The 12,644-nt window shown below is 67.1% G+C and carries 12 protein-coding genes; 7 read left to right on the top strand and 5 right to left on the bottom strand.

From position 1 onward, the window contains the following. The first annotated feature begins 4 nt into the window (after positions 1-4). Positions 5-1,672, top strand: coding sequence for a methyl-accepting chemotaxis protein (locus tag UAA55_RS02475; protein WP_322951085.1), 1,668 nt, complete (start codon positions 5-7; stop codon positions 1,670-1,672). Positions 1,673-1,684: 12 nt separating this feature from the next. Here UAA55_RS02475 and UAA55_RS02470 read toward each other — a convergent pair whose 3' ends face one another. Next, positions 1,685-1,915, bottom strand: a complete 231-nt coding sequence (locus UAA55_RS02470) for a hypothetical protein (protein WP_322951084.1) — start codon at positions 1,913-1,915, stop codon at positions 1,685-1,687. 412 nt (positions 1,916-2,327) lie between these two features. Between UAA55_RS02470 and rfbB the strand changes: the two genes are divergently transcribed. From rfbB to rfbA, 3 genes are read left to right on the top strand one after another with little or no spacing between them, the layout of a single operon-like run. Beyond that, positions 2,328-3,398, top strand: a complete 1,071-nt coding sequence (gene rfbB, locus UAA55_RS02465; RefSeq protein ID WP_322951083.1) for a dTDP-glucose 4,6-dehydratase — start codon at positions 2,328-2,330, stop codon at positions 3,396-3,398. Between the two features lie 35 nt (positions 3,399-3,433). Continuing rightward, a complete protein-coding gene (rfbD, locus tag UAA55_RS02460; RefSeq protein WP_322951082.1) occupies positions 3,434-4,303 on the top strand; it encodes a dTDP-4-dehydrorhamnose reductase in 870 nt (289 codons plus the stop codon). A 57-nt stretch (positions 4,304-4,360) separates the two neighbouring features. Then, positions 4,361-5,245 (top strand): glucose-1-phosphate thymidylyltransferase RfbA, encoded by an 885-nt coding sequence (rfbA, locus tag UAA55_RS02455; RefSeq protein WP_322951081.1) that lies wholly within the window; start codon positions 4,361-4,363, stop codon positions 5,243-5,245. A 156-nt stretch (positions 5,246-5,401) separates the two neighbouring features. Here the strand turns inward: rfbA and UAA55_RS02450 are convergent, their stop codons facing one another. Further along, positions 5,402-6,190 carry a helix-turn-helix transcriptional regulator gene (locus tag UAA55_RS02450; RefSeq protein ID WP_322951080.1) on the bottom strand — a complete coding sequence of 263 codons (789 nt, stop codon included), beginning with the start codon at positions 6,188-6,190 and terminating at the stop codon, positions 5,402-5,404. Positions 6,191-6,385: 195 nt separating this feature from the next. Here UAA55_RS02450 and UAA55_RS02445 point away from each other — a divergent pair, with 195 nt between their 5' ends. Together UAA55_RS02445 and UAA55_RS02440 are read left to right on the top strand one after the other, a co-directional pair. Further along, complete coding sequence (locus UAA55_RS02445) at positions 6,386-6,733, top strand: ribbon-helix-helix domain-containing protein (RefSeq protein WP_322951079.1); 348 nt, start codon at positions 6,386-6,388, stop codon at positions 6,731-6,733. A gap of 142 nt (positions 6,734-6,875) precedes the next feature. After that, positions 6,876-8,372: a methyl-accepting chemotaxis protein gene (locus UAA55_RS02440; RefSeq protein WP_322951078.1), complete on the top strand. Its 1,497-nt coding sequence runs from the start codon at positions 6,876-6,878 to the stop codon at positions 8,370-8,372. Positions 8,373-8,525: 153 nt separating this feature from the next. Here the strand turns inward: UAA55_RS02440 and UAA55_RS02435 are convergent, their stop codons facing one another. From UAA55_RS02435 to dctP, 3 genes are all read right to left on the bottom strand, one after another. Further along, complete coding sequence (locus UAA55_RS02435; RefSeq protein ID WP_322951077.1) at positions 8,526-9,872, bottom strand: TRAP transporter large permease; 1,347 nt, start codon at positions 9,870-9,872, stop codon at positions 8,526-8,528. Continuing rightward, positions 9,859-10,353, bottom strand: coding sequence for a TRAP transporter small permease (locus UAA55_RS02430; RefSeq protein ID WP_322951076.1), 495 nt, complete (start codon positions 10,351-10,353; stop codon positions 9,859-9,861). Before UAA55_RS02430 ends, UAA55_RS02435 begins: the two co-directional genes overlap by 14 nt. A 97-nt stretch (positions 10,354-10,450) precedes the next feature. After that, positions 10,451-11,521 (bottom strand): TRAP transporter substrate-binding protein DctP, encoded by a 1,071-nt coding sequence (gene dctP / locus UAA55_RS02425; protein WP_322951075.1) that lies wholly within the window; start codon positions 11,519-11,521, stop codon positions 10,451-10,453. Between the two features lie 388 nt (positions 11,522-11,909). Here dctP and UAA55_RS02420 point away from each other — a divergent pair, with 388 nt between their 5' ends. Continuing rightward, positions 11,910-12,632, top strand: a complete 723-nt coding sequence (locus UAA55_RS02420; RefSeq protein WP_322951074.1) for a GntR family transcriptional regulator — start codon at positions 11,910-11,912, stop codon at positions 12,630-12,632. Positions 12,633-12,644 lie beyond the last annotated feature (12 nt).

Genomic DNA, 12,644 nt, shown 5'->3' with positions numbered 1-12,644 from the left:
GACGATGAAGCTGGGCACGAAGATTCTGTCGCCGGTCATCATTCTTGCCATGGTTGCTTTCCTGGTCTTCTTGTCGGGTATGGTAGGATTGTCCCGGGTCAATCAGGGCGCCAACGCCGTGGTCCGGTCCAACACCCAAATCCTGACCGCCGCTGAACTTCGTGCCACCAGTCGGGCCTTGCAACGCGACGCCTTGAACCTCATCGCCGAGGAAGCGGCCGGCCGCGGCGAAATCCTGCAGCGCTTCAACAGCCGCTTGAAGGAAATGGCAGACCTGAACGATAGGCTGGAACCGCTGCTGATGGCGGCCAAGGCGCCGGAGGCGGGCCGCCTGGGGCCCCTGGAACGCGATGTCATGGCGGCGTTGGAACTGGTACGCGCCCAGGTCGCGGCGGGCAAGGCGGAGGAGGCGCGGGCCACCTTCCGGACCCAGGTGCGAACGGCGGAAAGGGCGGCATCCGCGCTGACCGACCCCTTGATCGAGCGCGGCATCGCCCGCATCGCCGAGGAGGCGACCGACCTGTCGGCCACGCAGTCGACGACCCTTGGAATCATGATCGCCACGGCGTTGCTGGGCATCGTGGTGGGCGTCGCGCTGTCGCTGTTGATCGCTCGGCGCGCCGTGACCGAGCCCATAATCCGGGTCACCCAGGCCATGGCTCGTCTGGCCAGCAAGGACTATGCCTTCGACCTCGCCGGGGCCAACCGCGCGGATGAGGTTGGGGACATGGTGCGGGCCATCACCGTCTGCCGGGATGAGATGCGGCGGGCCGATGAATTGGAAGCGCAACAGGCGCGCGACCGCGCGGAGCGGGAGGCCAAGCAGGCCCAACGGCTGGCCCTGGTGGAGTCCTTCGTCGCGCGGATGAACGGCATGTCGGGGGATTTGAACGAAGAGGCCGGCCACCTCCGCACCAGTTCCCAGCACCTGTCACAGGCGGCGCAGGAAACCAGCGTGCGCACCGACCAGGCCTCCACGGCCACCAACCGGACGGCGGCCAACGTGCAGACCGTGGCGGCCGCGACCGAGGAATTGTCCGCCTCCATCCGGGAAATCAGCGCCCGCGCGGCGGAGACGGCCGGCACCTCCAGCACCGGTGCCGACGAGGCGCGCCGCGCCGCCAACCAAGTGGCCACCCTGCAGGAGGCGACGGGCCAGATCGGCCATGTCGTGGACTTGATCAACGGCATCGCCGGGCAAACCAACCTGCTGGCCTTGAACGCCACCATCGAGGCGGCGCGGGCCGGAGAGGCGGGCAAGGGCTTCGCCGTCGTGGCGCACGAGGTCAAGGCGCTGGCGATGCAGACGGCCAAGGCCACGGACGAGATCCGCGCCCAGGTGGCTGCCGTTCAGGGGGCGACCGGGGCTGCCGTGACCTCCATCGGACACATCGTGGAGATGATCACCGCCATCAGCGCCATGGTGGGATCCATCGCGTCCGCGGTGGAGGAGCAAGCCTCCGCCACCGCGGAAATCACCCGCAACGTTCAGGAGGCGGCCAACGGCACCGATGCCATCACCGCCGACGTTGTCGGCCTTGCGCGCACCGCCCGCGACACCGGGCGGGCAGCGGACACCGTGCGAGACGTGGCCGGCGGAATCGCCGCCCGCTCCAGCGACCTGAAAAGCCATGTGGGTCAGTTCGCCGACGCGTTGCGCCAGTCCGCTTGACGACGCATCGGCTTAACGGCGCACCAGGGCGGCGCCCATCAGCACCAAGCCCAGGATCAGGGCGGCGGGACCGACGAAGGGGGGCACGACATGGGTGTTCTCCTCCTTCGCGGTCACCTGCAGATCGCCGATCTTGGCCAGTTCCTTGGTGTCCTTGGTGGTGAACATGGGCACGGCCAGGGCCAGCACGCCCAGGACCACGATGACGGCGCCGGTGATCAATAGTCCGCTCTTTCCAGCCATTTCTCTCTCCGTTCTCACGTCCTTTTGGTCGTGTCATACTTTGTATTGACGGGTATTTTCTAGGCCCTCATCATTATCGTATCTGGCGAACTCGTCATGGATGCTTTGGTCGTACGTCATTATCATGGCTGATACCGGTCGTGATTTTACGACCCAGACCTATAGCGTAGGCTTTTTTCCTGTCATTTACTTGTGTCACCCTAAGGTTATCGTCGAAGTGGGATACGACCTGCAGCCGGGCATCGCACTTTCGGCAGCACTTCGCGGGCGATCGCCGGCCTGTCGTATTGAAAGGATGCGGCTGCCGGCATCGCCGGGTTTGCATTTGCCGGGGACGGAGTTGTATTTTCGGGCGCATTGCTCAAACCTGCCGCCCCGGATGGCAGGACGTGGTCTTCAAGGAGTTTGGCGCGTGAAGATAATGGTGACGGGTGCGGCCGGTTTTATTGGGTCCGCTGTGTGCCGCCTGTTGGTGTCCGAAGGCCAGGATGACCTGGTGTGCGTGGACAAGCTGACCTACGCGGCCAGCCTGGAATCCATTGGTGAAGTTCTGGCCAGCGGCCGGGCCGTGCTGGAAAAGGCCGACGTCGCCGATGTCGAGGCCATGCGCGACATCTTCAAGCGCCACCAGCCCGACGCCGTGATGCACCTGGCGGCGGAAAGCCATGTCGACCGGTCCATCGAGGGGTCGGGCATCTTCATCCGCACCAACATCAACGGCACCCATGTGATGCTGGAAACGGCGCGGGAGTATTGGCAGGCCCTGCCCGAGGCACGCAAGGCCGCCTTCCGCTTCCACCACATCTCCACCGACGAGGTTTATGGCTCACTGGGTGAGGACGGGCTGTTCCGCGAGGACACCGCCTATTCCCCCAACTCCCCCTATTCCGCCAGCAAGGCGGCGTCCGACCATCTGGTCAACGCCTGGTATCACACCTACGGCTTGCCGACGCTGCTCAGCAACTGCTCCAACAACTACGGCCCCTTCCATTTCCCGGAAAAGCTCATCCCGCTCATGATCCTGAACGGGATGGAGGGCAAGAAGCTGCCGGTTTATGGCAAGGGCGATAACGTCCGCGACTGGCTGTTCGTGGAAGACCACGCCCGCGCCCTGGTGCTGATCGTGCGCAAAGGTGTGCCGGGTGAGCGTTACAACGTCGGTGGCAACGCCGAACAGCGCAACCTGCATGTGGTGGAAACCATCTGTGATCTGCTGGACGAACGCCTGCCCAGCAGCACCAAGCGCCGCGACCTGATCACCTTCGTGACCGACCGTCCGGGCCACGATCAGCGCTATGCCATCGACGCCTCCAAGATCAAGCGCGAGCTGGGGTGGGAGCCCTCGGTGACCTTCGAGGAAGGCATCCGCCGCACGGTCGACTGGTACTTGGCCAACCGCTGGTGGTGGGAGCCCATCCGCGAGGCCAGGTATGCCGGCCAGCGCCTGGGCGTGGCCGCCCCCGCCGCCGCCGCCGTCGGCTGAGGGGACTGGGTCATGGCGGGGGGAGCGCGGGGAACGTGCGGGTCTTGCTGCTCGGCGGCGCCGGTCAGGTGGGCCTTGCCTTCCAGCGGGTGGCGCCGGCCAACTGGCGCGTCACCGCACCGGGGCGTGACGCGCTGGACATCGCCGATGCCGATACCGTCCTGGCGGCGGTGACGGCCGCCGACCTGGTGGTGAATTGCGCCGCCTACACGGCCGTGGACAAGGCCGAGAGCGAGCCCGACGCGGCCTATGCCGCCAACCGTGACGGCCCGGCGGCGCTGGCCCGAGCCTGCGCCGTGCGCAACACCCCCTTGCTGCATCTGTCGACCGATTATGTCTTCGACGGCACCAAGGTGGGGCCCTATCTGGAAACCGACCCCGTCGGCCCCGTCAGCGTCTACGGCGCCTCGAAAGAGGCGGGGGAGCGGGCGGTGCGGGCGGCTTTGCCAGCCCATGTCATCCTGCGCACGGCCTGGGTTTATGGCCCCGACCGCGCCAATTTCCTGAGGACCATGTTGCGCCTGGGCGCGGAGCGGGAAGAGCTGCGCGTGGTGGCGGATCAGCACGGCTGTCCCACGGCGGCGGCGGATATCGCCGACGCCCTGGTGGCGGTGGGCAACCGCATCCTGGACGGGCAGCGCGATGGCTTCGGCACCTATCACCTGTGCGGCACCGGCGCGACCACCTGGCACGGCTTCGCGGCGGAGATTTTCGCCCAGGCCCAGGCCCGGGGGGCCAAGGTGCCGCGCCTGGTGGCGATAGGCACGGCGGACTATCCGACCCCTGCCAAGCGGCCGGCCAATTCCGTGCTGGATTGCGCGCTGCTGGGGCGGGTCTTCGGTTGGCGGGCCCCGGCTTGGCCGGACAGCTTGGCGCGCAGCCTGGACGTGCTTCTACCGGCCTGAGCCTCGCGGCGCACCTCAAGATTTCCTTTAACCTTATAAGATACAAGGCTTATTCCAATGAAGGGCATCATCCTCGCGGGCGGTTCCGGCACCCGGTTGCACCCGCTGACCAAGAGCGTCAGCAAGCAGTTGCTGCCCATCTATGACAAGCCGATGGTCTATTATCCGCTGTCGGTCCTGATGCTGGCCGGCATCCGCGATATCCTGCTGATCAGCACGCCGCACCACCTGCCGCTGTTCCAGGATCTGCTGGGCGATGGCGCGCCTTGGGGGATCAACCTGTCCTATGCCCAGCAGGCGGCGCCCAACGGCTTGGCCGAGGCCTTCATCATCGGCCGGGACTTCATTGGCAAGGACCCCTGCGCCCTGGTGCTGGGCGACAACATCTTCTACGGGCAGGGCCTGAGCGCCCAGGCCCAGAAGGCCGCCTCGGTGAAGGATGGCGCCACCGTCTTCGCCTATTGGGTTGAGGATCCGCACCGCTATGGCGTGGTGGAATTCGACGAGCGGGGCCGCGCCATCAGCATCGTGGAAAAGCCCAAGGAGCCCAGGTCCAACTGGGCGGTGACCGGTCTGTACTTCTACGACAACCGGGTGGTGGACATCGCCCGCGAGATCAAGCCCTCGCCCCGTGGCGAGTTGGAGATCACCGACGTCAACAACGTCTACCTGCAGCAGGGCAACCTGCTGGTGGAACGCCTGGGCCGCGGCACGGCCTGGCTTGACACCGGCACCCACAATTCGCTGCTGGAAGCGGCGGAATTCGTGCGCACCATCGAGCATCGCCAGGGCCTGAAGATCGGCTGCCCCGAGGAAATCGCCTTGGAATTGGGTTTCGTGGATGAGGAGGCGGTGCTGTCCCAGGCCAAGGCCTACAAGAACAGCCCCTACGGCCAGTACCTGCAGCGTTTGGTCAGCCGCCGCCGCGCTTCGCAGTTCTGAGGCACGCGACCCTTGGAAAAAAAAAGGCGCCGGCAGATCCCCGGCGCCTTTTTCTTTGCCTTTCATCAGGCTTGCGACTGTAAACCCCGCAGCGAGCCCCTTAGGGCGCGGCGAGGATGGCCGAGGGGCGGATGCCCGACGGCCACCCAGGCAACGCTAGGGATGAATCAAGCCCATCTGGATGGCTTTCGCCACCGCGTGGATCTTGGAATAGCATCCCAGCTTCTCCAGCGCGTTCTGCAGGTGGAAGGTCACGGTGCGGCCGGAGACGCCGATGATCTCGCCCGTCTCCTCCACCGTCTTGCCCCGGCTGGCCCACATCAGGGCCTCCTGCTCACGCTGGGTCAGCGTCGGTGGTGGCGCCACGGGTGTCAGGCGCATGCTGACCACCCGTTCGTGGAAATAAAGGGCGCTGAGGCGCAACCAGGCCGGCGCGGAATTGGGGCTGATCAGGCCCTCCGGCTTTTGCGTCCAGAATAGGCTGACGACGGCCGAGGCCAAGCGGCCCTGCGGATCGACCGTGTGGGTGGGGATGACATAGCCCTGGGTGTAGCCATGGTCGGCGGCGGAGGTCATGACGGCGATGGCACGCTGGGCGTCCTGCTTGGCCCGTCCGCGGCCCGGCACATCCAGCTTGGACGGCGCTTGCAGGCTGGCGTGGAACTCCGGCACGTCGGCCCAGGTGAGGGGGGCGGCCTGCCGCCGCGCCATCAGCATCAGCGGATTATGGCTCATATACCCTTCGGACAGGTAGGTATGCAGGAAATCCTCCCGCACCGTCGTCCGCACGAAAAGGTCCGGTTCGCCCGGCGCGGGGCCTGGACGGCTGTCGATGTAACTGACGGCGGCGTAGCCGAGGTCGCGTGACAACTCACTGAATGTGCTGAATAAATCTTCAGGGTTGTCAGGCTGGCTCAACCGGTTCAGGGCTTCGTCCAGGATCATGGGAAAGCATCCAAGAGGCCCCGGGCAGGGCGTGCGTTGACGGGCCGGGGCACCACTTTCGCGTCAAAGGCGCCTAACCCTGTATAAGTCTACAGTTATGTAACTACATTTCCCCCGCTTTGATAAGGACCGCCATCACACCCCCGGATGACCCGCGCTGATAGCGCTTCCGGGTCCTTGTCTCGGAGCACGGACATGACCGTATTGACCAGCCATCGCCTTCCATTCCCGGTTCTGGCCGCCGTGCATCAGGCGACGGCGCCGCGATCCCTGGTGCCGCGCAGCGTCCGCGTGGGCAGCCGCCGCACCTCCATGCGGCTGGAGCCGCAGTTCTGGACGGGCCTGGACCTGCTGGCCCGCCAGGAAGGGTGCCAGATCGCCGAACTGCTGGATGTCATCGACCGCTCGCGCGATGACGAGACCAGCCTGTCCAGCGCCGTGCGCGTGGTGGTGGTCAGCTACTTCCAGTGGCTGGCGTCCGTGGAAACCCTGTCGACCCCCGTGCAGGCGCCGCAGCAGAATCTGAGCCAGGCGTTCTTCTGATCGCCGCCGCCCGCGCCATTCGCCGGTCTCCGGCCGCCGGGGCCCCAGCGGGGCCCCGCTTCATCGCATATTAGTGATCCAGGTCAAGGCAGGGCGTATCGGGAACGGTTATCTGGGAAAACCTTTTCCGGGAGATTGGCCCATGCCTGTCGCATCGCTTGCCTCTGCTGCACACCTGCCGCCGCTGGATCGCGTCCGCCGCACCACCACCCTGCTGGTGCTGACGCTGCTGGCTGCGCAGATCTTCGTTCTTCTGGCCGCCCAACAGGTGGTCCTGGGCGGGTTCGATTGGCGCCAGCCCGCGGCGACCCTGCTGGTGGTCCTGGTGGCGGCTGTCGCCTGGGTCACCCTGCCGCCGCCAGCCAGCCGCCTGGTGCTGGCCGCCTGCCTGCCCCTGGCGGGCGCCCTGTCCATCTGGGCCTTCGCCGGCAACCCGTGGCAGACGGGCATGCAGATCTACGTCTACATCCTGGTGGCCGTCTCCGCCGGCTTCTGCGACGGTCGCACGCTGGCGGCCTCGGCGGCGGCGGTGGCGCTGTTTTTCATCGTCGGCGGGCTGGCGGTTCCGGAATCGGCTGGGGTGCGGGGCGGGGAGTACCTGCGCATCCTGATGTACGTCTGGCTGGTGGTGTTCGAGGGGGCCCTGCTGGCCTGGTTGGCACAGACCATGGCCCGGTCCTTCCAGCGCTCGGACGAGGCCTTGGCCGACGCCCGCCAGGCGCATGAGGAATTGGAACAGGCGACGGCCGCGCGTGAGGCCGTGGCCGCCCAGGCGCGGGACGAGCGCAACCGCCTGATGCTGGCCCTGGCCAGGCGCCTGGAAAGCGATGTCGGTGGCCTGGCGGGAGAGGTGGCGGGCGCCGCCACCGACGCCCGCGGCTGTGCCGATGACCTGCGCGCCCTGGTGCGGCGTGGATCGGATAACGCCGGTGCCATCGCCGCCTCCGGCGGGGACGCGCTGGACAGCGCCGCGCAGGTGGCGGACGCGGCCTCGCAGCTGTCGGAAGCCATCGCCGAGATCAGCAGCCAGGTCGCCCGCTCCTCCGGCGTGACGCGCGAGGCGGCGGGGCGCGCGCGCTCCGCCCAGGCCATCATCAGCGGCCTCTCGGAGGCGGCGTCCAGCATCGGCAGCGTGCTGGCCACCATCAGCGAGATCGCGGAACGCACCAACCTGCTGGCGCTGAACGCCACCATTGAGGCGGCGCGCGCCGGCGTTGCGGGCAAGGGCTTCGCCGTCGTGGCGTCCGAGGTCAAGAACCTGGCCGGCCAGACGGGCTTGGCGACGTCGGAAGTGGCGCAGAAGGTGGCCGCCATCCGCGACAGCACGCAGGAGGCGGCCGACGCCATCGAATCCATCGCCACCGTCATCTTCGACGTGGACGCCGCGACCTCCGCCATCGCGGCGGCGGTGGAGGAACAGGACGCCGCCACCAAGGAGATCGCGCGCAGCGCCGCCGAGGCGGTGCAGAGCGCCGGCGCCGCCGCCCGGGGGTGTGAGGAGACGCTGTCGGCCTGGACCGACACCAACGGCTCCGCCGACGGCATCGCCGACCTGTCCAAGCTGCTGTCCGGCCGGGTGGAAAAGTTGCAGACCGTCGTGGACGGCGTGGTGGCCGAGATTCGTACGGACGTCGCTTGATTGAGTGTTCCTCAGGCGACGGCAGGCGCATCCGCGCCTTTGGCTTGTCCTCCATTTCCAGTCCGCTGATGCTCTCCGGAAATCTCCGGCGCCCGCGGTCGCAGGCTACAGTGGCATGAGAACCTCTCATGCCACTGCTTGGTGGCGCAGAGATCAGCCGGCGTAGACGGCGGCCGGCAGCCAGGTGGCCAGGCCCGGCACGAAGCACAGCGCCAGGATGGACACCAGCATCAGGCCCACGAAGGGCAGCACCCCCATGACCACGTCGCGCAGGGGGATGTCCGGCGCGATGTTCTTGATGACGAAGATGTTCAAGCCCACCGGCGGGTGGATCAGACCCATCTCCATGACGATGGACATGATGATGCCGAACCAGATCAGGTCGAAGCCGGCGGCCTTCAGCGGCGGCAGGATGATGGGCGCGGTCATCAGGATGATGCTGACCGGTGGCAGGAAAAAGCCCAGCACCACCACCAGCAGCAGGATGGCGGCCAGCAGCACCCATTTCGACAGGTGCATGCCCACGATCCACTCCGCCGCCCCCTGGCTGATGTGCAGGTAGCTCATCACGTAGGAATACAGCAGCGACATGCCGATGATCATCATCAGCATGGTGGACTCGCGCAGGGTGGACATCAGGATGGGGCCCACCTGCGCCGGCCGCCAGACGCGATAGATACCGGCCACCATCAGCAGCGCAAGCACCGCCCCCAATCCCGCCGTCTCCGATGGGGTGGCGATGCCGCCGTAAAGGGCGAACATGACGCCGATTAGCAGGATGACGAAGGGCAGCACGCGCGGGATGGCGGCGAAGCGCTCCCGCGCCGTGAATGTGTCGGTGCGCAGGATCTCCGACCAGGTGCCGCCCTGGGTATAGGCCGCCGTCGCCGCCGCCTTTTCCTGGCGATAGCGCGCCACGGCGTAGATGGCGAACAGCAGGACCATCAGCATGCCCGGCCCGATGCCGGCCAGGAACAGGCGGCCCAGCGACTGCTCCGCCGCCACGGCGTAGAGGATCAGCGTGATGGACGGGGGCAGCAGGATGCCCAGCGTGCCGCCGGCCGCGATGATCCCCGCGGCGAAGCCCGGGGAATAGCCGCGCCGCCGCATCTCGGGTATGCCGGCGCTGCCGATGGCGGAACAGGTGGCGGGGCTGCTGCCGGCCATGGCGGCGAACAGGGCGCAGGCGAAGACGTTGGCCACGCCGAGGCCGCCCGGCACCCGGCCCATCCACACATGCAGCGCGGAATAGAGATCGGAACCGGCGCGCGAGCGGCCGATGGCCGCCCCCTTCAGGATGAACAGGGGAATGGTCAGCATGGTGATGCTGGCCATCTCCTCGTACACATTCTGGGTGACGGTATCCAGCGAGGCCACCGGCATGAAGAAATACATGAAGACCACCGCGACGCTGCCCAGCGCGAAGGCGATGGGCAGGCCGGCGAACAGGGTCACCAGGGTGGCGCCGCCATAGAGCAGGCCGATCTCAACCGTGCCCATGGGCGCGTCCTTCCGTGGGGGCGTCCGCCGGCTGGGGCGCCAGCAGTTGCAGGGCGATCTGCAGGGTCAGCAGGGTCATGCCCACCGACATGGCGAGGTAGGGGATCCACAAGGGCGGCGCCCAGGAGGAGAAGGTGACGTAACCCTCCACCCAGGCCTCATGGCACAACACCCAGGATTTCCAGGAGAAGAAGCCACAGAAAAGAAAGGAGATCAGGTCCGCCACCCAGCGCCGCGCCCGCTCCACCGGGGCGGGCAGGAGGCCGCCCACCGCCTCGATGGCGACATGACCCCGGCGGGACTGGACGTAGGCGGCCGACAGGAAGGTGGCGCCCACCAGCAGGAAGATGGCGGTCTCATCCTGCCAGTCGGCCGCCTGGTGCAGGAAATAGCGCACCAGGGCCTCTTCCGTCATGACGACGCCGGCGGCTACCACCGCCACCGCCGCCACGGTGGCGATCACCCTGTTGGCCCAGGCCAACAGCGTGCCCGCCCAGCGGAGGGGGGCCGCCGTTCCCGGGGCAGGCGCGCCGCCCCGGGGCCGCCCTCGGGCGTATTGGTTTCGAACTCAGCGGCCCTCATGCCGCATCCTCGGCCAACTTCAGCAGCTTGGCGCCCTCGGGATAGCGTTCGCCGAAGTCCTTCCAGGCGGTGTCGCGGGCGATGGCGCGCCATTCGTCCATCACCTTGTCGTCCATGTCGACGACCTTCACCCCGGCCTTGGCGTAAATCTCGGCCACGCGCTGGTCGTCCTTCTTGGCCTCCTCCAGGCCGAAGGGCTCCAGCAACTCACCCACCGTCAGCAGGGCCTTCTGCTGGGCGGCCGGCAGGCCGTCGAAAACGATCTTGGACATCATCAGCGGTTCCAGCATGAACCAGAAGCTCCTCTGCCGGGCGGCGGTCAGGCTCTTGCTCTGCTCCTCCAGCTTGAAGGAGATCAGGCTGGTGGAACTGGTGACTGCCGCGTCCAGGGCGCCGGTCTGCATGCCGGCGTAGATCTCGTTGGACGGGATGGAGGAGACGGCGGCGCCGGCCGCCTTGAACATCATGTCCATCTCACGTGACCCACCGCGGATCTTGATGCCTTTCACGTCGGCGGGGTGCAGCACCGGGGCGCCGCGCGCGGCCACACCGCCCGCCTGCCACACCCAGCTCAGGATCTTGACGCCCTTGTCCTCCAGCGCCTTGGTCAGCGCCTCGCCAATGGGCTTCTTCTTCCAGGCCAGCCCTTGCTCATACGTCGTCACCAGGCAGGGCATCAGGCCCAGGTTCATCTCCGGAATCTCGCCGCCGCCGTAGGGCATGGGATAGAGGGTGAAGTCCAGGGCGCCCTTCCGCAGGGCCTGCAGCTGCGCCACCGTCTTCATGAGGGAGGAGGCGGGGTAAATCTCGAACTTCAGGGCGCCCTTGGTTTCCGCCTCCACCTGCGCCGCGAACTTGCGGCACAGCCGGTCGCGGAAATCGCCTTCGGTCAGGGTGCCGCCAGGGAACTGGTGGGAGATCTTCAGGGTGGTCTGCGCCTGGGCCAGGCCCGGCAGCAGGCCGCCGGCGCTCAGCACCGTGCCGCCCAGGGTCAGGGTGATGGGGCCGGCCGCCATACCTCCCAGCAGGGCGCGGCGCGACAGGGGGGACGTCTGGTCGGTCGACATGGGGCGTGTTCCTCACCATGGGCAGGCGCCGGTCTTCTTCTGGTCCGGCGTTGGGGTTGGGCCTGAAGCGTCGGTTCTGACAAGGAAACGGATAAAGGTGGGACCGGGACGTGGCGGGTCCTTCAAGCACATGGGCGCCACGTCGGGCGCCCGGATCCTCCCGGCTCACGCACCTGCTCAATAAATGCTGCGATTGCGAAATATGTCTTTATTTGCAGATGCTTGGGCAGGCGAAGCATGTCAGAGCAACCTAGGGGCGTCAATCTCTGAAACGCAAGACCATCCATCTTGCATGCACGAAGATCACTGGTGTATGCGTAAATTGAGGGAGAAGACGCCCGTGCCCGCCGCCGCCCCTGCGCCGGCCCAGCCCCGGATGAGGTGACCCATGGCCCTTCCCGAAACCCGTTCCGAGCAGATGGCCCGCGCGCTGGAGGACGACATCTGCGCCGGCCGCGCCCTGCCGGGCGTGCGGCTGGACGAACAGGTGCTGGCCCAACGCTTCGGCACATCACGTACCCCGGTGCGGGAGGCGTTGAAGATGTTGGCGGCCCAGGGCTTCGTGGAAATCCGCCCGCGCCAGGGGGCGGTGGTGGTGGGACTGGACGTGCGCCAGGTGCTGGAGCTGTTCGAGATCATGGCCGTGCTGGAAGGCCTGTGCGCCCGGTTGGCCGCCCGGCGCATGACACCGGCGGAGCGGGCGGATCTGCTGGCCGTCCACGCCGAATGCCAGCGCCTGGCGGCCGCCGGCGACCCCGATGTCTATTACGCCATGAACACCCGTTTTCACGAGGTCATCTACGCCGGCAGCCACAACCGCCAACTGGAGGAGGAGACGCGGCGTGTGCGCAACCGCCTCTCGCCCTATCGCCGCAACCAGTTGCACCAGCTGGGGCGCGTCGCCAAGTCGGTGCAGGAGCACGACGACGTGGTGCGGGCCCTGCTGGAAGGTGACCCGGACCGGGCGGAAACCTTGATGCGCCGCCATATCGGCATCCAGGGTGACAGCCTGTCCGACTTCGTGTCCAACATGTCGATGCCCCAAGCCGCACCGGCATCCCCCCAGCCGGCCTTGGCGGGCGCGCTTAGCCGGCCTACCATCGTGCGGTGACGGTTCGCCGCT

The sequence above is a fragment of the Nitrospirillum guanabarense genome (assembly GCF_034653355.1).
GTDB lineage: Bacteria > Pseudomonadota > Alphaproteobacteria > Azospirillales > Azospirillaceae > Nitrospirillum.
The sequence above is the reverse complement of the archived record's forward strand: the minus strand, read 5'-3'. Positions and strand labels throughout refer to the sequence as shown.